Annotated in this window: 20 protein-coding genes; 12 read left to right on the top strand and 8 right to left on the bottom strand. The window is 71.0% G+C overall.

From position 1 onward, the window contains the following. Together C9J87_RS12225 and C9J87_RS12220 are read left to right on the top strand one after the other, a co-directional pair. Positions 1 to 1,851 carry a fumarate reductase/succinate dehydrogenase flavoprotein subunit gene (locus C9J87_RS12225; RefSeq protein WP_232211521.1) on the top strand — a complete coding sequence of 617 codons (1,851 nt, stop codon included), beginning with the start codon at positions 1 to 3 and terminating at the stop codon, positions 1,849 to 1,851. Further along, a complete protein-coding gene (locus C9J87_RS12220) occupies positions 1,848 to 2,627 on the top strand; it encodes a succinate dehydrogenase/fumarate reductase iron-sulfur subunit (RefSeq protein ID WP_010833910.1) in 780 nt (259 codons plus the stop codon). The genes C9J87_RS12225 and C9J87_RS12220 overlap by 4 nt, the downstream gene beginning before the upstream one ends. Here C9J87_RS12220 and C9J87_RS12215 read toward each other — a convergent pair. Beyond that, a complete protein-coding gene (locus tag C9J87_RS12215; RefSeq protein WP_010833909.1) occupies positions 2,603 to 3,661 on the bottom strand; it encodes a glycosyltransferase in 1,059 nt (352 codons plus the stop codon). The two genes, C9J87_RS12220 and C9J87_RS12215, sit on opposite strands and share 25 nt — an antisense overlap. Before the next feature lie 164 nt (positions 3,662 to 3,825). Between C9J87_RS12215 and C9J87_RS12210 the strand changes: the two genes are divergently transcribed. The 5 genes from C9J87_RS12210 to C9J87_RS12190 all read left to right on the top strand — a co-directional run bounded on the left by C9J87_RS12210 (position 3,826) and on the right by C9J87_RS12190 (position 10,288). Then, positions 3,826 to 4,110 carry a hypothetical protein gene (locus tag C9J87_RS12210; protein WP_010833908.1) on the top strand — a complete coding sequence of 95 codons (285 nt, stop codon included), beginning with the start codon at positions 3,826 to 3,828 and terminating at the stop codon, positions 4,108 to 4,110. A 71-nt stretch (positions 4,111 to 4,181) separates the two neighbouring features. Further along, positions 4,182 to 5,951: a methylmalonyl-CoA mutase family protein gene (locus C9J87_RS12205; RefSeq protein WP_010833907.1), complete on the top strand. Its 1,770-nt coding sequence runs from the start codon at positions 4,182 to 4,184 to the stop codon at positions 5,949 to 5,951. Continuing rightward, positions 5,948 to 8,119 (top strand): methylmalonyl-CoA mutase, encoded by a 2,172-nt coding sequence (gene scpA / locus C9J87_RS12200; protein ID WP_107705654.1) that lies wholly within the window; start codon positions 5,948 to 5,950, stop codon positions 8,117 to 8,119. Before C9J87_RS12205 ends, scpA begins: the two co-directional genes overlap by 4 nt. Continuing rightward, entirely contained in the window at positions 8,109 to 9,089 is a 981-nt protein-coding gene (meaB, locus tag C9J87_RS12195) for a methylmalonyl Co-A mutase-associated GTPase MeaB (protein WP_010833905.1), read from the top strand. Before scpA ends, meaB begins: the two co-directional genes overlap by 11 nt. 2 nt (positions 9,090 to 9,091) lie before the next feature. Then, a complete protein-coding gene (locus tag C9J87_RS12190) occupies positions 9,092 to 10,288 on the top strand; it encodes an amidohydrolase (RefSeq protein WP_010833904.1) in 1,197 nt (398 codons plus the stop codon). 5 nt (positions 10,289 to 10,293) lie between these two features. On the opposite strand, the gene C9J87_RS12185 is transcribed toward C9J87_RS12190, so the two are convergent. The 4 genes from C9J87_RS12185 to C9J87_RS12170 all read right to left on the bottom strand — a co-directional run bounded on the left by C9J87_RS12185 (position 10,294) and on the right by C9J87_RS12170 (position 15,482). Further along, positions 10,294 to 11,586 carry an ABC transporter permease gene (locus tag C9J87_RS12185; RefSeq protein WP_010833903.1) on the bottom strand — a complete coding sequence of 431 codons (1,293 nt, stop codon included), beginning with the start codon at positions 11,584 to 11,586 and terminating at the stop codon, positions 10,294 to 10,296. After that, positions 11,583 to 12,791, bottom strand: coding sequence for an ABC transporter permease (locus C9J87_RS12180; protein ID WP_232820040.1), 1,209 nt, complete (start codon positions 12,789 to 12,791; stop codon positions 11,583 to 11,585). The genes C9J87_RS12185 and C9J87_RS12180 overlap by 4 nt, the downstream gene beginning before the upstream one ends. Then, positions 12,788 to 14,302: an ABC transporter ATP-binding protein gene (locus C9J87_RS12175; RefSeq protein WP_010833901.1), complete on the bottom strand. Its 1,515-nt coding sequence runs from the start codon at positions 14,300 to 14,302 to the stop codon at positions 12,788 to 12,790. The genes C9J87_RS12180 and C9J87_RS12175 overlap by 4 nt, the downstream gene beginning before the upstream one ends. 85 nt (positions 14,303 to 14,387) lie before the next feature. After that, on the bottom strand, positions 14,388 to 15,482 hold the full coding sequence (locus C9J87_RS12170) for a BMP family lipoprotein (RefSeq protein WP_107705653.1): 1,095 nt from the start codon (positions 15,480 to 15,482) through the stop codon (positions 14,388 to 14,390). Positions 15,483 to 15,629: 147 nt separating this feature from the next. On the opposite strand from C9J87_RS12170, the gene C9J87_RS12165 reads away from it, so the two are divergent. The 4 genes from C9J87_RS12165 to C9J87_RS12150 are packed head-to-tail and all read left to right on the top strand — an operon-like array spanning position 15,630 to position 18,532. Continuing rightward, positions 15,630 to 16,031 (top strand): cytidine deaminase, encoded by a 402-nt coding sequence (locus C9J87_RS12165; RefSeq protein WP_107705652.1) that lies wholly within the window; start codon positions 15,630 to 15,632, stop codon positions 16,029 to 16,031. Then, a complete protein-coding gene (locus C9J87_RS12160; RefSeq protein WP_107705651.1) occupies positions 16,028 to 17,305 on the top strand; it encodes a thymidine phosphorylase in 1,278 nt (425 codons plus the stop codon). The genes C9J87_RS12165 and C9J87_RS12160 overlap by 4 nt, the downstream gene beginning before the upstream one ends. Before the next feature lie 31 nt (positions 17,306 to 17,336). Beyond that, entirely contained in the window at positions 17,337 to 17,579 is a 243-nt protein-coding gene (locus C9J87_RS12155) for a hypothetical protein (RefSeq protein ID WP_107705650.1), read from the top strand. After that, complete coding sequence (locus tag C9J87_RS12150; protein ID WP_107705649.1) at positions 17,576 to 18,532, top strand: TIGR01777 family oxidoreductase; 957 nt, start codon at positions 17,576 to 17,578, stop codon at positions 18,530 to 18,532. The genes C9J87_RS12155 and C9J87_RS12150 overlap by 4 nt, the downstream gene beginning before the upstream one ends. Here the strand turns inward: C9J87_RS12150 and C9J87_RS12145 are convergent. Next, positions 18,529 to 18,981 (bottom strand): MaoC family dehydratase, encoded by a 453-nt coding sequence (locus C9J87_RS12145; protein WP_010833895.1) that lies wholly within the window; start codon positions 18,979 to 18,981, stop codon positions 18,529 to 18,531. The two genes, C9J87_RS12150 and C9J87_RS12145, sit on opposite strands and share 4 nt — an antisense overlap. A gap of 18 nt (positions 18,982 to 18,999) precedes the next feature. Here C9J87_RS12145 and C9J87_RS12140 point away from each other — a divergent pair, with 18 nt between their 5' ends. After that, the gene (locus tag C9J87_RS12140) at positions 19,000 to 20,079 is read left to right on the top strand and encodes an adenosine deaminase (RefSeq protein ID WP_107705648.1); all 1,080 of its coding nucleotides are present in this window, start codon (positions 19,000 to 19,002) and stop codon (positions 20,077 to 20,079) included. On the opposite strand, the gene C9J87_RS12135 is transcribed toward C9J87_RS12140, so the two are convergent. Both C9J87_RS12135 and C9J87_RS12130 read right to left on the bottom strand, forming a co-directional pair. Then, complete coding sequence (locus tag C9J87_RS12135; RefSeq protein WP_107705647.1) at positions 20,063 to 20,626, bottom strand: hypothetical protein; 564 nt, start codon at positions 20,624 to 20,626, stop codon at positions 20,063 to 20,065. The genes C9J87_RS12140 and C9J87_RS12135 overlap by 17 nt on opposite strands. Continuing rightward, the gene (locus C9J87_RS12130) at positions 20,623 to 21,225 is read right to left on the bottom strand and encodes an ATP-binding protein (protein ID WP_107705690.1); all 603 of its coding nucleotides are present in this window, start codon (positions 21,223 to 21,225) and stop codon (positions 20,623 to 20,625) included. The genes C9J87_RS12135 and C9J87_RS12130 overlap by 4 nt, the downstream gene beginning before the upstream one ends. Position 21,226: the final 1 nt, after the last annotated feature.

Below are 21,226 nucleotides of genomic sequence, written 5' to 3'. Positions count from 1 at the left end.
ATGGCTGAGACGACCCGACACCCCATGACCGGCAACGAGATGTCCGGGTCCGCCGAGGGCGGCATGGAGCGGCACACCTACGACGTCGTCGTGATCGGAGCCGGCGGGGCGGGGCTGCGTGCGGCCATCGCCGCCCACGACTCGGGCGCGCGCACCGCGATCGTGTGCAAGTCGCTCCTCGGCAAGGCCCACACGGTGATGGCCGAGGGCGGCATCGCCGCGGCGATGGGCAACCGCTGGCCGGAGGACAACTGGGAGGTCCACTTCCGCGACACCATGCGCGGCGGGAAGATGCTCAACAACTGGCGGATGGCGCAGTTGCACGCCCAGGAGGCGCCCGAGCGGGTCCAGGAGCTCGAGGACTGGGGCGCGCTGTTCGACCGCACCGACGACGGGCTGATCTCCCAGCGCGACTTCGGCGGGCACAAGTACGCCCGTCTCGCCCACGTCGGCGACCGGACCGGCCTGGAGATGATCCGCACGCTGCAGCAGCGGGCGGTGGCGCTCGGCATCGACGTGTTCATGGAGTGCACGGTCACCGACCTGTTCAAGGACGGCGACAAGGTCGCAGGCGCCTTCGCCTACTGGCGCGAGTCCGGCCGCTTCATCGTCTTCGACGCCCCCAGCGTCATCCTCGCCACCGGCGGGATCGGCAAGTCGTTCAAGGTCACCTCCAACTCCTGGGAGTACACCGGCGACGGCCACGCGCTGGCGATGCGGGCCGGCGCGAGCCTGATCAACATGGAGTTCGTCCAGTTCCACCCGACGGGCATGGTCTGGCCGCCCTCGGTGAAGGGGCTGCTGGTCACGGAGTCGGTGCGCGGCGACGGCGGCATCCTGAAGAACTCCGAGGGCGAGCGCTTCATGTTCGACTACATCCCGGAGTTCTTCAAAGCGGAGACGGCCGACACGGTCGAGGAGGCCGACCGCTGGTACGACGACAAGAAGAACAACCGCCGGCCCCCTGAGCTGCTGCCGCGCGACGAGGTGGCGCGGGCCATCAACTCCGAGATCAAGGCCGGGCGCGGCACGCCCCACGGCGGCATCTACCTCGACATCGCCTCGCGCCGTACACCCGAGTTCATCCGCAAGCGGCTGCCGTCGATGTACCACCAGTTCAAGGAGCTGGCCGACGTCGACATCACCGCGGAGCCGATGGAGATCGGGCCCACCTGCCACTACGTCATGGGCGGCGTCGAGGTCGACGCCGACACCCAGGAGAGCGCGGTGACGGGCCTGTACGCCGTGGGCGAGTGCTCGGGCGGCATGCACGGCTCCAACCGGCTCGGCGGCAACTCGCTCGGCGACCTGCTGGTCTTCGGCAAGCGGGCGGGCGAGGCCGCGACGGCCTACGCCGACTCGCTGGGCGAGCAGCGGCCCCGGGTCGACGAGGCAGACGTCAAGGCGGCGCAGGCCAGCGCGCTGGCGCCGTTCGAGGTCGAGGGCGGGGAGAACCCGTACACGATCCAGTCGGACCTGCAGCAGTCGATGAACGACCTGGTCGGCATCATCCGCACCGCCACCGAGCTCGAGGAGTCGCTGAGCGAGATCGAGGCCTTCAAGGAGCGGGCGCGGACGATGGTCGTCGAGGGGCACCGGCAGTACAACCCGGGCTGGCACCTCGCGCTCGACCTGCGCAACATGCTGATCGTCAGCGAGTGCATCGCGAAGGCGGCGCTCGCGCGCGAGGAGTCCCGCGGCGGTCACACCCGCGACGACTTCCCCGGCCCGAATCCCGAGTGGGGGACCAAGAACCTCGTGGTCAACCTCAACAGCACCGGCGACGGGGTCGACCTGCACGAGAAGCCGTTGCCCGAGATGCCCGACGAGCTGAAGGGGTACTTCGCATGACCAACTACCTGCTCAAGCTGCGGATCTGGCGTGGGGACAAGGACGGCGGCGAGATCAAGGACTATCCCGTCGAGGTCTCCGAGGGCGAGGTCGTGCTCGACGCGATCCACCGCGTCCAGGGCACGCAGGCCGGCGACCTCGCGGTGCGCTGGAACTGCAAGGCCGGGAAGTGCGGCTCCTGCAGCGCGGAGGTCAACGGCAAGCCGCGGCTGATGTGCATGTGCCGGCTCTCGGACTTCGAGGAGGACGAGGTCATCACGGTCACCCCGATGCGCAGCTTCCCGGTGATTCGCGACCTGGTCACCGACGTGTCCTACAACTACGAGAAGGCCAAGGAGCTGCCGGCGTTCGCACCGCCGCCGCGCGACGCCGACGGCAAGCGCCGGATGGCGCAGATCGACGTCGAGCGCGGGCAGGAGTTCCGCAAGTGCATCGAGTGCTTCCTGTGCCAGAACACCTGCCACGTCGTGCGCGACCACGAGGACAACAAGCCGGCCTTCGCCGGGCCGCGGTTCTTCCTGCGCTATGCCGAGCTCGACATGCACCCGCTCGACACCCACGACCGGCGTGAGCTCGCCCAGGGCGCCGCGGGGTTGTCGATGTGCAACATCACCAAGTGCTGCACCGAGGTCTGCCCGGAGGGCATCAAGATCACCGACAACGCGATCATCCCCATGAAGGAGCGCGTCGCCGACCGCAAGTACGACCCGCTCGTGTGGCTCGGCAACAAGATCGGGCTGCGGAGCAAGGACTACGAGGGGCGCACCGACGCCTGAGCGACGAGCTCGCGCGTGCCGAGCAGCGGCGCGTGGTGCTCGGCGACGAGCTCGGCGCAGGCGTCGGCCCACGACCGCGTGCTCAGCTCGCGACCGCGCGCCCCCATGAGCGCGCGGTGCCGATCACCCGCCACGGCCTCGACGGCGCGACGCAGCCCCGTCGGGGAGGCCGGGTCGTAGAGCAGGCCCGTCTCCAGCGTGCGCACGACGCCCGGTGCTCCGCCCGCCCGCGGGGCGACGACGGGGAGCCCGGTCGCGGCGGCCTCGCGCAGGGCGTGGCAGCACGACTCCTCCTCACCGGTGTGGACGAGCAGGTCGAGCGAGGCGAGGGCCGCGGCGAGGTCGCCGGTCGTCAGCGCACCGGTGAACTTCGCGTGGGGCAGGTGGCGCTCGAGCCAGACCCGTTGCGGGCCGTCGCCGATCACGACGAGGCGGACGCCCGCGAGACCTGCGAGCTCCGCGAGGCGGCGTACGCCGTGACGCTTGTGGAGACTGCCTGCGTAGCCGACCACGACCTGGCGGCCCTCGCGGGAGCGGGCACGCGACCACTTGTCGTGCAGCCACTGGTCGCGCAGGTCGGGGTTGAAGGCGCGGGTGTCGACGCCCGGCTCCCAGACCGGGGCGTCCACGTCGAGCTCGCGCAGCCGATCGGCGAGGAACGCGGAGGTCGCGACGACGCGGTCCGCCCGGGGAGCCAGCAACGGCACCGAGTGCTGCACGACGAGGGTGGGTACGGCGAGGCGACGCGCGTGCTTCAGGGCCTTGCGGCCGATCGTGGCCGGCGAGGTGACGTGCACCAGGTCGGGCTGGAACCGCTCGAGCGCCTCGCGCACCTGGCGACCCGGCTTGTCGAGCGGCCGGATCCGGGCGACCTGGCTGCGACGGTAGGTGCCCAGGCCCGGCCCGGGCGCGACGATCAGCACCTCGTGTCCCGCGTCGATGAGGTGGTCGGCGACCTGCTTGAGCGTGGTCGTCGTGCCGTCGACGGCGGGATAGAACTTCTCGGTGACCAGGGCGATCCGGCGCGTCTCCATGGCGGCAGGGTCCCGCCGTCAGGCGAACCCGCCGCACCAACCGGGTGGAGACTGGATGAACATCGCGCCCGTGATCGCCAGTCTGGGTGATGACGCGAGTGATCGCGGCGGGGATGCTGAGTGGTGGTTCTCGGGTCTCAACCCGCCCTGACGGAGGAACCCCCATGCGCAACCTGATCCGCCTCGCCTTCGCGGGGCTCGCCGCAGCCTCCCTCGTGGGAGTCGCAGCCCTGTCCGCCGCCCAGCCCGCCGGCAACGTCCCCGCGCACCACCACTACGTCAACGTCGGCGGCACGCTCGTGGAGGTGGGGCCGAACGTCTGCGACAGGCCGTCGCTGCAGCACGCGTTCAACCAGTTCCACGCCAACGTGCACGTCGGGAAACCCGGCACGTTCGCGATGGACCACGACCACAACCGGACGGACATCACCGCGGTCCGCCCCTGCTGAGCTCCCTGTGAGAGGTATGCCATAGGTCCACCCGCAGCGCGGTCGGGTGCGTCGGGCCTATCCTGCCCACCATGACCGACGTCCCCGCCAATGCCGAGGGTGGCCTCAACGAGCCCGAGGAGCTGGAGCCCGCTCAGGGTTCGCTCCGACTGGCCACGCCCGCCGACGACCACGACGCGGCAGCCTGGGAGGCGGCCACGGCCGCCGTCCTGCGCAAGAGTCGCAAGCTGTCCGACGACGACCCGGACTCGGCGGTGTGGGCGAAGCTCACGCGGACCACGCTCGACGGCATCGAGGTCGCGCCCATCGGCTCGGCTGCCGATCTCGAGGGCCTCACGACCTCCGGTCGCCCCACCCGCGCGAGCGACTGGGACATCCGAGCCCACATCAGCGGCCCCGACGCGGCGCTGGCCAACGAGGCCATGCTGGTCGACCTCGACAACGGCGCCACGTCGCTGTGGGTCGAGCTCGGTGCCGGTCTCGGCGTCGACGACCTGCCCCGCGCCCTGCAGGGGGTGCTGCTCGACCTCGCCCCGGTGATCCTGTCCGGCTCCTCGCTCGCCGCCGCGCAGGCGCTGGTCGCGCTCGCCGACGACACCGGTGTCGACCTGCACCCCGGCACCAACCTCGGCGCCGACCCGCTCGCTGACGACCTGGTCGAGATCGCGACCCTCGCTCGCGAGCACGGCGTGCTCGGCGTCGTCGCCTCCGGCCTGGCCGTGCACGAGCAGGGCGCCAGTGACGCCCAGGAGCTCGGCGTCGCCATCGCGGCCGCCGTCACCGCGCTGCGTGCCCTGACCGATGCCGGCTTCAGCGCCGACGAGGCCGCGGCCGTCATCGAGTTCCGCCTCGCCGTCACCGACGAGCAGTTCCCCTCGATCGCCAAGCTGCGCGCCGCGCGCCGGCTCTGGGCGCGGGTCCTCGAGCTCAGCGACGTCGCCGATCCCACGATGCGCCAGCACGCCGTCACCTCCCGCCCGCAGATGAGCAAGTACGACCCCTGGGTCAACATGCTCCGCGGCACGGTCGCTGCGTTCGCCGCCGGAGCCGGTGGCGCCGAGGCCGTCACGGTGATCCCCTTCGACGAGCCGCTCGGCCTCCCCGACGCGCTCGGTCGCCGGATCGCCCGCAACACCTCCTCGCTGCTGATCTCCGAGTCGCACGTCGCCCGGGTCGCCGACCCCGCCGGTGGCTCCTACGCCGTCGAGAAGTTGACCGACGACCTGGCCGCCGCCGGCTGGGCCGAGCTCCAGAAGATCGAGGCCGCCGGGGGACTGGCCGCCGACGACGGGCTCGTCGCCCGCATCGCCGAGGTGGCTGCCGTGCGCGACGAGCAGGTCGCACAGCGCAAGCGTCCGCTGACCGGCGTGAGCGAGTTCCCCAACCTCGGCGAGACGCTGCCGGAACGCCCGGCATCCCCCGTCGGGGAGGGCGTGCGCCGCTACGGCCACGCCTTCGAGGCGCTGCGCGACGAGCCCGCCGCCGCGCCGGTGTTCCTCGCGACCATGGGCACCGTCGCCGCGCACACCGCTCGCGCGACGTTCGCCACCAACCTGTTCGCCGCCGGTGGGGTCGCCGTCGAGGCGGCCGGGCCGACCGACGGGGTCGAGTCGGCGCTGGCGGCGTACAAGTCGAGCGGCGTCGCCTCCGGTGTTGTCTGTCTGGCCGGTCCGGATGCGGCGTACGCCGACTGGGGCACCGCCCTCGTCACGGCGCTGCGCGACGCGGGCGCCCAGCACGTGATCATCGCGGGCAAGCAGATCGATGGTGTGGACGACAGTTGTGCGATGGGCGTGGACGCGTTGGCGTTCCTCGCTCGGACGCGAGAGGCGCTGGCATGAGCATTCCGAATAACTTCGCCGACCTGCCACTGGCGGGCGGATCCACGACAGCGGCGGCCGCCTCCGGGGGCGAGCCGTGGGCATCGCCCGAGGGCATCGACATCCTCCCGACCTACGGCCCCGAGCACCTCGAGGGCCTCGACGCCCTCGACACGTGGCCCGGTCTCGCGCCGTTCCTGCGCGGGCCCTACCCGACGATGTACACCACGCAGCCGTGGACGATCCGGCAGTACGCCGGGTTCTCGACCGCCGAGGAGTCCAACGCGTTCTACCGGCGCAACCTCGCGGCCGGCCAGAAGGGCCTGAGCGTCGCCTTCGACCTCGCGACCCACCGCGGCTACGACTCCGACCACCCGCGGGTGCGTGGCGACGTCGGCATGGCCGGTGTCGCGATCGACTCGATCTACGACACCCGCACCCTCTTCGACGGCATCCCGCTCGACGAGATGTCGGTGTCGATGACCATGAACGGCGCCGTGCTGCCGGTGCTCGCGCTCTACATCGCGGCCGCCGAGGAGCAGGGGGTGAAGCCGGAGCAGCTCGCGGGGACGATCCAGAACGACATCCTCAAGGAGTTCATGGTCCGCAACACCTACATCTACCCGCCCGCGCCGAGCATGCGGATCATCAGCGACATCTTCGCCTTCACCTCGCAGAAGATGCCGCGCTTCAACTCGATCTCGATCTCCGGCTACCACATCCAGGAGGCCGGAGCCACGGCCGACCTGGAGCTCGCCTACACGCTGGCCGACGGTGTGGAGTACATCCGCGCCGGCCTGGGCACCGGCATGACGATCGACCAGTTCGCGCCGCGCCTGAGCTTCTTCTGGGCGATCGGCATGAACTTCTACATGGAGATCGCGAAGATGCGTGCGGCTCGCGCGCTGTGGGCGCGACTGGTCAGCGACTTCGACCCGAAGAACCCCAAGTCGCTGTCGCTGCGCACCCACTCGCAGACCTCCGGCTGGTCGCTGACCGCGCAGGACGTCTTCAACAACGTCGGGCGCACCTGCATCGAGGCGATGGCCGCGACCCAGGGCCACACCCAGTCGCTGCACACCAACGCCCTCGACGAGGCGATCGCGCTGCCGACCGACTTCTCGGCCCGGATCGCGCGCAACACCCAGCTGCTTCTGCAGCAGGAGTCGCGGACCACGGAGATCATCGACCCGTGGGCCGGCTCCTACTACGTCGAGCGGCTCACCCACGACCTCGCCGAGCGTGCGTGGGCGCACATCCTCGAGGCCGAGCGCGCCGGCGGCATGGCCAAGGCCATCGAGCAGGGCATCCCCAAGATGCGCATCGAGGAGGCGGCGGCCCGCACCCAGGCCCGCATCGACGCCGGCTCGCAGAAGGTCATCGGCGTCAACACCTACCGCCTGCCCGTCGAGGACAAGCTCGACGTGCTGCGCGTCGACAACGACGACGTCTACCGCCAGCAGATCGCGAAGCTGGAGCGGCTGCGCGCCGAGCGCAACGACGACGACGTACGCCGCACGCTGGACGCCCTCACCAGGTCGGCCGAGGCCGGCGCGGTCGGAGGCGGCTCGCTCGAGGGCAACCTGCTCGCGCTCGCGGTCGACGCGGCCCGCGCGAAGGCGACCGTCGGTGAGATCTCCGACGCGCTCGAGAAGGTCTACGGCCGCCACCAGGCCGTGATCCGTACGATCAGCGGCGTGTACCGCGACGAAGCCAACCTGTCGACCGACGGCGCCGCCGGCGGCAAGGTCGCCCAGGTGCTGGCTGCCACCGACGAGTTCGAGGCCGAGGAGGGGCGCCGCCCACGCATCCTCGTTGCCAAGATGGGCCAGGACGGCCACGACCGCGGTCAGAAGGTCGTCGTCACCGCCTTCGCCGACCTCGGCTTCGACGTCGACGTGGGCCCGCTGTTCTCCACGCCCGAGGAGGTCGCCCAGCAGGCGATCGACGCCGACGTGCACATCGTCGGGGTCTCCTCGCTGGCGGCCGGCCACCTCACGCTGCTGCCTGCCCTCAAGCAGGCACTGGCCGACCAGGGCCGCGAGGACATCATGGTGGTCATCGGCGGCGTCATCCCGCCGGACGACGTGCAGACGCTGAAGGACATGGGTGCCGCTGCGGTGTTCCTGCCGGGCACGGTGATCGCCGACTCGGCGCTCGACCTGCTGGCGCGACTTCGTGACGCCTGACGTCCCCAGCCTCCTCGAGGGCATCCGCGCCGGGCGCCGGGCCGCAGTCTCGCGGGCGATCACGCTCGTCGAGTCGTCCAAGCCCGCGCACCGGGTCCTGGCGCGGGAGCTGTTGTCCTCGCTCCCAGACACCGGGACCGCGATCCGGGTCGGCATCTCCGGCGTCCCGGGCGTCGGGAAGTCCACCTTCATCGAGGCCCTCGGCTCGCAGCTGACCGCTGCCGGCCATCGCGTCGGGGTGCTCGCGGTCGACCCGTCGTCGGTGCGCACCGGAGGCTCGGTGCTCGGTGACAAGACGCGGATGGCCCGCCTGTCGGTCGATCCCGCCGCCTTCATCCGGCCGTCCCCGTCCGCGGGCACGCTCGGCGGCGTCGCCCGCGCGACCACGCAGGCGATGCACGTCCTCGAGGCGGCCGGCTATGACGTCGTGCTCGTCGAGACCGTCGGCGTCGGCCAGTCCGAGGTCACCGTTGCCGGCATGGTCGACACCTTCCTCTTCCTCACGCTGGCCCGCACCGGGGACCAGCTGCAGGGCATCAAGAAGGGCATCCTCGAGATCGCCGACGTGATCACCGTCAACAAGGCTGACGGCGATCGCGAGCAGGAGGCCCGCGGCGCCGCCCGCGAGCTGGCCGGCGCGCTGCGCCTCGTGCGCGGGCACGGCGAGTGGGCGCCCCCGGTCGTGACCTGCTCGGCGCTCAACGACGTCGGCGTCGACGAGGTCTGGGCCCGCATCGAGGCCCACCGCGAGCACCTCGGAGCCGAGGGCCTGGCCCGCAAGCGCGCCGGCCAGCAGCTCGACTTCACCTGGGCGCTGGTGCGTGACGAGCTCGAGCAGCGACTGCGGCGCTCGCCGGGCGTCGCGGCGGTCCGCGACGCCGTACGCGCCGAGGTGCTGGCAGGCGAGCTGACCGCGCCGATGGCCGCCGACAAGATCCTCGCTGCCTACGACTCAACTACGCTGGACTGATCATGTCCGACACCACCGCAGGCGACTCGCCGACCACGCTGATCGCTGCTGTCGTCGAGAAGTACGCCGACCAGCTCATCGACTTCCGCCGCGACCTGCACGCCCACCCCGAGCTGGCGTGGACTGAGTCACGCACGACGCAGAAGGTCATCGAGGCGCTCGCCGACACCGACTGGCAGCTCCACCCGATCCCGGGCGGCGGCCTGATCGGCGAGCTCGGGACCGGCGAGCGGCTGGTCGCGCTGCGTGCCGACCTCGACGCGCTGCCGGTCGAGGACCTCGTCAAGGACCCCTGGGTCAGCACGGTCCCCGGCGTCGCGCACGCGTGCGGCCACGACGTGCACACCGCCGGCCTGGTGGGTGCCGCGCTGGCGCTCGACCAGGTGCAGGCCAGCGGGCTGCTGCACGGTCGCGTGCGGCTGCTCTTCCAGCCGGCCGAGGAGATCATGCCCGGGGGAGCGCTGCACCTCATCCAGGCCGGCGCCCTCGACGACGTGCACCAGGTCTTCGGGCTGCACTGCGACCCCAGCCTCGACGTCGGCCGGCTGGGCCTGCGCGAGGGGCCGTTGACCGGCGCCGCGGACTCGCTGTTCGTCCGCCTCGGCGGCAAGGGCGGGCACACCAGCCGCCCCCACCTCACCGAGGACCTCACCTTCGCCCTCGGCAAGCTGATCACCGAGCTGCCCGCGATCCTGAGCCGTCGCCTCGACCCGCGCGCCGGCGTCAGCCTCGTGTGGGGCATGGTCCAGGCCGGTGCCGCAGCCAACGTGATCCCCGGCCGGGGCACCCTCGCCGGCACCGTGCGGATGCTCGACGCGGTCGCCTGGGCCGACGCCGAGCACATCGTGCGCACCCTCGTCGGACAGATCGTGGCGCCGTACGGCGTGTCCGCGGAGGTCACCTACCAGCGCGGGGTGCCGCCGGTGGTCAACGACGCCGACGCGACGGCGGTCCTGGCCGGCGCGGTCGAGCGAGTGCTCGGCGACCACGGACATGTCTCCACCACGCAGAGCCTGGGCGGCGAGGACTTCGGGTGGTACCTCGACCGGATCCCCGGCTCGATGGCCCGGCTCGGAACCCGCACGCCCGGCGGCCCGACGTACGACCTCCACCAGGGCAACCTGCGCATCGACGAGCGCGCGACCGGCATCGGCGCGCGGGTGCTCGCCGAGGTCGCGACCGCCGCGCTGACGGCCTGAGCCCGCTACTCCTTCTGGTAGGGCACCCCGTCGGCCGCCGGCGGTCGTGAGCGACCGACCAGGCCGGCGACGGCGAAGATCGTGATGACGTAGGGCAGCATCAGCATGAACTGGCTGGGGACCGGGGAACCGAGCACCGCCAGCACGCCCTGCAGGTTGGACGCGAAGCCGAACAGCAGCGCCGCCAAGGTCGCGCGGACCGGGTCCCACTTGCCGAAGATCACCGCGGCGAGCGCGATGTAGCCGGCGCCGCCGGTCATCTCGCGGTTGAACTGCGGGACCGAGACCAAGGTGTAGAACGCGCCGCCCATGCCGGCGATCGCGCCGGCGAGCAGGATGGTGCGGTAGCGGGTGCGGTTGACCTTGATGCCGACCGTGTCGGCTGCCTTGGGGTGCTCGCCGACGGCGCGCACCCGCAGTCCCCAGCGCGTGCGGTAGAGGGCGAAGGTCACCAGCGCCACCGCGATGTAGAGGAGGTAGACGACGACGGTCTGGCGGAAGAAGATCGGTCCGACCAGGGGGATCTCGCCGAGCACCGGGATCGGCACCCGCGGGAAGCGCGGCGGGGAGTTGAGGGTGGCGGCGTTGGGCGCCAGCACCTGGCTGAACAAGAAGCTGGTCAGGCCGATCACCAGGACGTTGAGGACGACGCCGACGATCACCTGGTCGACGAGGTAGGTGATGGCGAAGACGCCCAGCACCAGCGCCACCAGGGCGCCTGCGAGCATCGCCGCGACGAGCCCAGCCCAGGGCGAGCCCGTCGACGAGGCCACGATCGCCGCTGCGAACGCCCCGAGCAGGAGCTGGCCGTCGATGGCGATGTTGACGACCCCGGCACGCTCGCCGAGCACGCCGCCGAGGGCGCCGAACACGAGCGGCACGGCCAGCGCGAGCGAGCCGGCCAACAGCCCCACGACCGGCACCGAGCCGCCGGCGGCGGCCCAGGTCAGGAAGCCGGCCATCCACGCCACGGCGAAGACCACCACGACCCACCCGGGGGTGGAGCGCTTGGTGAGGTAGCGGCGCAGCGACTCGGCCGTGAGCACGGCACAGACCGCGGCGAGCACCCAGGCCGTCGGGAGCGAGGGGACCGTCAGCTGCGGGAGCTGGAAGAAGTCGCTGTCGGCCGCGAGGCGGAAGGTCGTGTCACCGGCCTCGGCCGAGGTGGCCAGGATGAGCGCCAGGCCCGCGGTGAGTACGGCGAAGATCACGAGCGTCTTGCGGCTGGCCACCTTCACGGTGCCCACGACGGGGCCGCCGGTGTGGGGCGTGGGGGAGAGAGCGGTCGTGGTACTCACTTCGCCTCCTTGGCGGGGAGCCGGAAGATCGCGCGCACCAGGGGCGGCGCCGCGATGAACAGGACGATCAGGGACTGGACGACGAGCACGATGTCCACCGGGATGCCCTCGGAGGCCTGCATCGCGAAGCCGCCGGCCTTGAAGGCGCCGAAGAGCAGCCCGGCGCCCAGGATGCCCAGGGGCTTGGACCGGCCGAGCAACGCGACGGTGATGGCGTCGAAGCCGATGCCGGCGTCGAGGTCGGTGGTGACGCCGCTGGTGACGGTGCCGAGCACCTGGTTGGCGCCGGCGAGGCCGACGAGGGCTCCCGCGATCAGCATCACCACGGTGTAGGTGCGGCCCACGTTGATGCCGGCGGCGCGGGCGGCGTCGGGGTTCTCCCCGACCGCACGGATGCGGTAGCCGAGCGTCGACCGGTTGAGCAGCCACCACACGAGGGCGACGGCGACCAGGGCGAGGACGAAGCCGAGGTGCAGGTTGAACCGGTCGCCGAGGATCTTCGGCAGGATCGCCGAGTCGTGGGCCGGTGCGGACTTGGGGTTGGCCGAGCCCGGGGCCTGCAGGAGCCCCTGGCGCGAGAGCGCGAAGAAGACGAGGTAGTAGCCGACGTAGTTGAGCATGATCGTCACGATCACCTCGTGCGCGCCGGTGCGGGCCTTCAGCAGGCCCGCCAGTCCGGCCCACAGGGCGCCGGCCAGCATGCCCGCGAAGATGGCGAGCGGCAGGTGCACGACCATCGGCAGGTCGAACGTGAAGGACACCCAACCGGCGGCAGCACCGGCCAGCAACATCTGGCCGCGACCGCCGATGTTGAACAGGGACGCGCGGAACGCCAGGCCGACCCCGAGCCCGGCCGCGATCAGCGGCCCGGCGAACTTCAGGGTCTCGGTGAGCGGGCGGATCTGCGTGGCGAAGTCGTCGACCCGGTCGTTGTAGACCGCACCACGGAACAGCGCGGTGTAGGCGCCCCAGATCGCGTCCCAGCTCGCCTGGAAGAAGTCGCCCGGGCGGGCGAAGACGTAGGACGCCGACGCCCGCACCTCCTCGTCGGTGATGGCGATCATCAGCGAGCCGACGACGACGGCCAGGAACACCGCGAGCACGCCGGCCAGCGCGTTGCCGGAGGCGATCTCGCGGAGCACTGACTGTGAACGGCTGGGGCCCTCGGGCGGGGTGGCCCTCGGCTTCACTTCGGTGCCGCTCACGCGACCACGTCCTTCGGGCGCTCGCCGGTCATCATCAGTCCGAGTGTCTCGCGTGGGGTGTCGCCGGGCACGATGCCCACCACCTGCCCGCGGTAGAGCACCATGATCCGGTCGGCCAGGGCCACGACCTCGTCGAGCTCGGTCGACACGACCAGCACCGGGATCCCGCTGTCGCGGGTGGCGATGACCTGCTTGTGGATGAACTCGATGGAGCCGACGTCGACCCCGCGCGTCGGCTGGGCGGCCACCAGCAGGCGCAGGTCGCGCGAGAGCTCGCGGGCGACGACGACCTTCTGCTGGTTGCCACCGGAGAGCTTGCCGGCGTGGGTGTGGATGTCGGGCGCACGGACGTCGTAGTCCTGGAGCTTCTGCTCGGCGAACGTCTCGAGGGCGTCTCGTCGCAGCGCACCGCGCCGGACGAACGGCGAGCGGAAGCTGCGGTTGAGCATGAGGTTCTCGGCGATGGAGAAGCTACCGACCAGCCCGTCGGTCTGGCGGTCCTCCGGGATGAACCCGACGCCGGCGTCGAGCACCTTGCGCACCGAGCGGCCGACCAGCTCCTTGCCGTCCAGCGTGATCGAGCCCTCGACGTGGTCCTGGAGGCCGAGCAGGGCCTCGGTCAGCTGGGTCTGGCCGTTGCCCTGGACACCCGCGACGGCGAGCACCTCGCCCGCCTTGATCGTGAAGCTGATGCCGTCGAGGTGGACCTGTCCGAGGGCGTCGACCACGCGGAGGTCACGGACCACCAGCGCGTCGTCGCCGAGCTGGGGTGCGTCCTTGTGGACCGTCAGCTCGACCGGTCGCCCGACCATGAGGGCCGCGAGCTCGGCGTTGGTGGCGGTGGGTTCTGCCTCACCGACGACCGCGCCGCGGCGGATGACGGTGATGCGGTCGGCAACCGCACGCACCTCACGCAGCTTGTGGGTGATGAAGACGATGGCCTTCCCGGCCTCCTTGAGCTGGCGCATGATGTCCATCAGCTCGTCGGTCTCCTGCGGCGTGAGCACCGCGGTCGGCTCGTCGAAGACCAGCACCTCCGCGTCTCGCGACAGGGCCTTGATGATCTCGACGCGCTGTTGTACGCCGACCGGCAGGTCCTCCACGATCGCGTCGGGGTCGACGTGGAACCCGAAGCGGCTGGAGATCTCGCGGACCCGCTCGCGGGCGGCGTCGAGGTCGAGGGTGCCGGCGAAGCCGGTGGCCTCGTTGCCGAGCATGACGTTCTCCGTGACGGTGAACACCGGGATCAGCATGAAGTGCTGGTGGACCATGCCGATGCCGGCCGCCATGGCGTCGCCGGGACCGGAGAAGTGCTGCACGACGTCGTCGAGCACGATCTCGCCCTCGTCGGCCCGGTAGAGGCCGTAGAGGACGTTCATCAGGGTGGACTTCCCGGCGCCGTTCTCACCCAGCAGGCAGTGCACCTCGCCGGGCAACACCTCGAGCGAAATCCGGTCGTTGGCGACCAGCGACCCGAATCGCTTGGTGATGTCTCGAAGAACAAGCTTCATGGCAACGCATCCTATTCACGACGTGCCGAGGGGGAGACCGACGCGAGCGTCGGCCTCCCCCCGGGGACGGGATCGTCTACGTGACTCAGGGAGCCAGGTAGGAGGTGACCTCGATGGAGCCGTCGATGATGCCGGCCTTGACCTCTTCGAGGTCGGCGGCCAGGGACTCGGACACCTTGCTCTCGAAGTTGTGGAACGGCGCGAGGCCGACACCGTCGTTCTCGAGCGTGCCGACGTAGGACTCGAAGTCGAGGTCGCCCTCGCCCGCCTCCAGGACGGCTTCGTAGGTCGAGACCTTCATGTTCTTCAGGATCGAGGTGAGGATGACGTCCTGGGTGTTCGGGTCGGTCTCGTAGACGTCGGCGTCGACGCCGATCATCGCGACGTCCTTGCCGGAGTCGGCGATCGCGGTGAGCGCACCCTGGTAGATCGGGCCACCGACCGGCAGGATCACGTCGGCGTCCTGCTCGATGATGCGGCGAGCCGTGCTGGTCGCCGCCTCGTTGGCCTCGAAGCCACCGGTGAAGGAGCCGGTCTTGCCGTCCCAACCGACGACCTTGACCTTCTTGTCGTTCTCCTGGGCGTAGTAGTCAGCGCCCTGCTTGAAGCCGTCCATGAAGATCGTGACGGTCGGGAACTCCATGCCGCCGTAAGTCCCGATCACGCCGGTCTTGGTGTAGTCGGCAGCGGCGTAGCCGGCCAGGAACGCGGCCTCGGCCGTGTTGTAGAGGAGCGGCTTGACGTTCTCGGCGTCCTTGGTGCCGTCGAAGTCGTTGTCCGCGGCGTCGTCGATGAGGACGTACTCGATCTCCGGGTTGGCCGTGGCCGACTCGACCGTGGCGGCCGACAGTGCGAAGCCGACCGTGACGATTGTGTCGCAGCCCTCGGCGACGAGGCTCTCGAGGTTGGGGCCGTAGTCGTTCTCGCTGTTGGACTCGACCGGCTTCAGCTTGGTGCCCAGCTCCTCGGCGGCCTGCGTGGCGCCCTCGAAGCCCAGCTGGTTGAACGACTTGTCGTCGAAGCCACCCGCGTCGGAGACGATGCAGGGCAGGAAGTCGCTCGCGGTGGCCTCGCCGCCGGTGCCGTTGTCCTCCTCGGGAGCGTCGCCACAAGCGGCCAGGGTTGCGGACGCCAGCAGCGCCACGATGCCGCCGACGACGACCTTCTTCGTCTTCCTCACAGATGCCTCCAAAATCAGTCGGCCCCCGGAGTGGGACCGCTTGTCGGTGTGAATGATGCCTGCAAGTCGTCCGGCGTGGGAAGGCAATGAGTGAATCCGAAGCCGGTTCGAGACCTCCTCGCCGCAAGATGCGTCATAGTGAGGCCGATGGACTGGAACGAGCTCCGTGCCGAGGCGACGACCGTGATGCGGCGCGCCTATGCGCCCTACTCCCACTTCCCCGTCGGGGCGGCCGCCCTGGTCGACGACGGCCGGCTCGTCGTCGGCTGCAACGTCGAGAACGCGGCGTACGGCGCCACGCTCTGCGCGGAGTGCGGGCTGGTCTCCGAGCTGCACGTCACCGGCGGCGGCCGCCTGACCCACTTCGTGTGCGTCAACGGCGCAGCCGAGGTGATCATGCCGTGCGGACGGTGCCGCCAGCTGCTGTGGGAGCACGGCGGGGCGGACCTGCTCATCGAGACGCCCCTGGGTGTCCGCACCATGGCCGAGGTGCTGCCCCAGGCCTTCGGACCCGACGACCTCGACCTCGACCTGGAGGACCGCACGTGACCCACGACGCCGTTGAGGTGATCAGCGCCAAGCGCGATCGCCGCGAGCTGAGCGACAGCCAGATCGACTGGGTGATCGACGCCTACACCCGTGGCGACGTCGCCGACGAGCAGATGTCCGCGCTGGCCATGGCGATCCTGCTCAACGGCATGGTGCCGCGCGAGATCGCGCGCTGGACGGCCGCGATGATCGCCTCGGGCGAGCGGATGGACTTCTCCACCCTGTCCCGGCCGACCGCCGACAAGCACTCCACCGGCGGGGTCGGCGACAAGATCACCCTGCCGCTGGCGCCGCTCGTGGCGGCGTGCGGAGTCGCCGTACCCCAGCTGTCGGGGCGCGGCCTCGGCCACACCGGCGGCACCCTCGACAAGCTGGAGTCGATCCCGGGCTGGCGCGCGGCGCTGTCCAACGAGGAGATGTTCGCCCAGCTCGAGTCGGTCGGCGCTGTCATCTGCGCGGCCGGTGACGGGCTCGCTCCCGCCGACAAGAAGCTCTATGCCCTGCGCGACGTGACCGGCACGGTCGAGGCGATCCCGCTCATCGCCAGCTCGATCATGTCCAAGAAGATCGCCGAGGGCACAGGGGCGCTGGTCCTCGACGTCAAGGTCGGCACCGGCGCCTTCATGAAGGACGAGGCGCTGGCGCGCGAGCTGGCCGAGACGATGGTCGGGCTCGGCAAGGACGCCGGCGTGCACACCGTCGCGCTGCTGACCGACATGAGCACGCCGCTCGGCCTGACCGCCGGCAACGCGATCGAGGTCGCCGAGTCGGTCGAGGTGCTGGCCGGCGGCGGCCCGGCCGACGTGGTCGAGCTGACCATCGCCCTGGCCCGCGAGATGCTCGCCGGTGCCGGCGTGACCGGCGTCGACCCGGCCGACAAGCTGGCCGACGGTTCGGCGATGGACGCCTGGAAGAGGATGATCCGCGCCCAGGGCGGCGACCCCGACGCGACACTGCCCGTCGCGAAGGAGTCGCACGTCGTCAACGCGCCCGCAAGCGGCACCCTCACCCGCCTCGACGCGATGGCCGTCGGCCTCGCAGCCTGGCGGCTGGGCGCCGGCCGCGCCCGCAAGGAGGACCCGGTGCAGGACGGCGCCGGCGTCGTGTGGCACGCCCGCCCCGGCGACACCGTGACGCAGGGGCAGGCGCTGTTCACGCTGCTCACCGACGAGCCCGAACGCTTCGACCGGGCGCTCGCCTCGCTCGAGGGCGGCTACGACATCGGAGACGGTGCCTTCACGCCCCAGCCCCTGGTCATCGACCGGATCGGTTGATCGACCTGCGCACGATCTTCCCGCCGCGACGGTGCTGTTCCTGATCGCCTCGATCAGTGCCCTCGGGATCATCGGCGACGGCGGGCGCCCCGATCATGTGTACGCCGCCGTGCTGGCCGTCCTCGTGGTCGGGACCGTGCTCGCGCGGCTCCGGTTGCGCGCGATGGTGATGGCGTTGGGCGCCACGGCCGTGGCCCAGGCCCTCGTCGCCCTCGGCGCGCTGGTCGCCGTAGAGTTGAACATGTTCAAAAATCTGAATAGGCTTCGGGCATGAAGATCGTCATCCCCGGGGGAACGGGACAGGTCGGAGGAATCCTGCGGCGGGCACTCGCCGCCTCCGGACACGAGGTGGTCGTGCTGAGCCGACACGTCACACCACTCGAGCCCGTGATCCGGCACGTGCTCTGGGACGGCCGCACCGTCGGGGAGTGGGCCCACGAGGTGGACGGCGCCGACGCGGTGATCAACCTCGCGGGCCGCACGGTGAGCTGCCGCTACACCAAGGAGCACCTCGCCGAGATGATGGACTCCCGCGTCCACTCGACCCTTGCCGTGGGTCGTGCCGTCGAGCGCGCTGAGCGACCACCGACGGTGTGGCTGCAGGCGAGCACGGCCACGATCTACAGCCACCGCTTCGACGCAGCCAACGACGAGCACGACGGCGTCATCGGCGGCGAGGAGCACGACGTCCCGGCCTACTGGGCGTTCAGCACCGAGATCGCGCGGCGTTGGGAGGCCGCCCAGCAGGAGGCGGACACCCCGGCCACCAGGAAGGTCGCGCTCCGGTCGGCGATGGTGATGAGTCCCGACCGGGGTGGGGTGTTCGACGTGCTCCGGGTGCTGGCGCGAGTGGGCCTGGGCGGACCGGTCGACGGGGGACAGCAGTTCGTCTCCTGGATCCACGACAGCGACTTCGTCCGCGCCGTCGAGCTGCTGCTGGAGCGCGACGACCTCAGCGGGGCAGTCAACCTCGCTTCGCCCCATCCGCTGCCGCAGCGCGAGCTGATGCGCGTGCTGCGGCGAGCGGTCGGTCGCCGGTTCGGGCTGCCGGCGACCAGGTCGATGGCCGAGGTCGGTGCCTTCGTGCTGCGCAGCGACACGGAGCTGCTGCTCAAGAGTCGTCGTGTCGTCCCGGCCCGGCTGGTGGAGGCGGGGTTCGCCTTCGACTTCCCGACCTGGCCGGAGGCCGCCCGCGATCTCGCCGGACGCGCGGCCGGCGCACGCTAGGCGAGGAGCAGGACGACGAGCTCGGCGACGCAGGCGGGCTTGTCGACGCCCTCGATCTCGACGGTGTGCCGGATCGCCAGCTGCTTGCCGGTCGCGAGGTCGGTGACGTCGCCGAAGGAGACGTGCGAGCGGAGCCGCGAACCGACCGGGACGGGGTGCGGGAAGCGCACCTTGTTCAGCCCGTAGTTGAGGCGCGCACCCGGGGTCTCGAGTGCGAAGGACTCGGTGTTGAAGTGCGGCAGCAGGCTCACCGTCAAGAAGCCGTGGGCGATGGTCGCACCGAACGGTCCCGTCTTCGCCCGCTCCTCGTCGACGTGGATCCACTGGTGGTCGCCGGTGGCGTCGGCGAAGAGGTTGATTCGCTCCTGGTCGACGACCAGCCAGTCGGTGGTGCCGATCTCGGTGTTGGCCGACGCGGCGACCTCTTCCAGGGTGGTGAATGTGCGCATGGCTGGAAGGATAGGGGGGTGAGCACTCCCACCCGCGACGACGTCCGCCGTGCACCCAAGGTCCTGCTGCACGACCACCTCGACGGCGGCCTGCGACCGCAGACGATCATCGACCTCGCCGCGGAGCGTGGCCACGAGCTGCCGGCCGCCGACGCGGAGGGCCTGGCGCGCTGGTTCGTCGAGTCCGCCGACTCCGGCTCGCTCGAGCGCTATCTCGAGACCTTCGACCACACGGTCGCGGTGATGCAGACCGGACCGGCCATCACCCGGGTCGCGCGCGAGTGCGTGGAGGACATGGTCGCCGACGGTGTGGTCTACGCCGAGGTCCGCTATGCGCCGGAGCAGCACGTCGAGCAGGGCCTGACCCTCGACGAGGTCGTCGCTGCCGTGCAGGAGGGCTTCGACCAGGGCACTGCTGCGGCCGGCGGGCGCGTCGTCGTACGGCAGCTGCTGACCGCGATGCGCCACCAGGCCCGCTCGATGGAGATCGCGGAGCTCGCCATCGCCTGGCGCGACCGCGGGGTCGCCGGCTTCGACATCGCGGGTGCCGAGGCAGGGTTCCCGCCCACCCGTCACCTCGACGCGTTCGAGTACCTCCAGCGGGAGAACGCCCACTTCACGATCCACGCCGGGGAGGCCTTCGGCCTGCCCTCGATCTGGCAGGCGATCCAGTGGTGCGGCGCCGCGCGGCTCGGGCACGGCGTGCGCATCGTCGACGACATCACCGTCCACGACGACGGTTCGGTCGAGCTGGGGCGGCTGGCGGCGTACGTCCGCGACAGCCGAATTCCGCTCGAGATGTGCCCGCGGTCCAACATCCAGACCGGGGCCGCCGCCTCGATCGCGGAGCACCCGATCGGGCTGCTGACGAGACTGCGCTTCCGCGTCACCGTCAACACCGACAACCGGTTGATGAGCCAGACCTCGATGACCGACGAGATGTCCGGCCTCGTCGAGGCCTTCGACTACACCCTCGAGGACCTGCGGTGGTTCACCATCAACGCGATGAAGTCGGCGTTCCTGCCGTTCGACGAGCGGCTCGCGATCATCGACGAGGTCATCAAGCCGGGCTACGCAGCCCTCATCGCCGAGCGCTGACCACGAACCAGGGCTCGCGCCAGCCCCCGAGGAGCAGGCGTCCCTCGGTCCACTCCTCGCGGGTGGCGCGCACGAGCCGTCCGGAGCCGGGCTCATACATGCGTACGGCGTCCTCGAGCTGCTCGACGGCGAGCACGACATGGCGAGGGAGCCGGCGGTTTCCGACGTAGGCCGGGACCAGCTCCCCACGGGCGAGGCTGGCGGTCATCGCGGCCCAGGCGCTGCCCGGTCGGAACCGTGCTGGCACGACACGTCGCCCGTCGGACCTGCGAGCGAGTTGGCGAGCCAGCGCCCACGGGGGAGTGCCGACGATCCTCAGCCACGGGGCCTGGAGGGAGCCGGCCGCGTCGACCGGCCCGGTGAGGCGGCGGTGCATGGCGAAGACCTCGCGGTCGAACTCCTCGTCGCCTCCTGCCAGCAGGCGCCGCGCATAACCGTCGTTGCGCAGGGCCTCGGCCATCACGGCCACGGCTGCGCCGCAGCTGCGCTGGTCAGGTTGCTGGAGCTGTCGCCCCAGGAGCAGGCGGCCGGTCTCGGAGAGGCTCATCTGGGACTGCGTTCGGCGCTCAGGCGGGCGTAGGCCTCGTCCGGGGTGGCGACCTCGCAGCCGAGCCTGACCGCGTGGGCCACGACGCGGCGTTGGCCGCGCATCAGGTCCAGCCCGCGCCGCAGCAGCATCACCGGGGGCTTGCGCCGCTCGCGCAGGTCGCGGGTCAGTCGCCGCCAGAAGGTGACGACGGGTCGCTGGGTGATGCAGAACGCCGCCTCGAGCAGGCCGGCGCGGCGACACTCGGGGACGATCTCCGGCGCGAAGATGCCCTCGGCCACGAAGAGGGACGAGCGGCCCAGGTCGAGCGGTCGGCTGCCGCAGCGACCGTTGCGGGCGATCTCGTAGACCGGCACCTCGGTCGTGCCGTGGTGGCACAGGGCGGTGAGGGCTGTCAGCGCGTCGTCGTGCAGCCACGAGTCAGGATGGTCCCAGTCCACCAGCCCGGCATTGGCGCCTGTCGCGATCGTCGGCAGCGTGGGGTCGTCGCCGTCCTTGTAGAAGTCGTCGAGCCGCAGGACTGGCAGGCCCAGGCGCTGGGCCAGTCGCGACTTGCCGGCTCCGCTGGGACCGGCCAGGACGATCACACGGGCAGGCACG

Origin of the sequence: Nocardioides allogilvus, assembly GCF_003047285.1 — a bacterium.
Lineage (GTDB): Bacteria > Actinomycetota > Actinomycetes > Propionibacteriales > Nocardioidaceae > Nocardioides > Nocardioides allogilvus.
The sequence above is the reverse complement of the archived record's forward strand: the minus strand, read 5'-3'. Positions and strand labels throughout refer to the sequence as shown.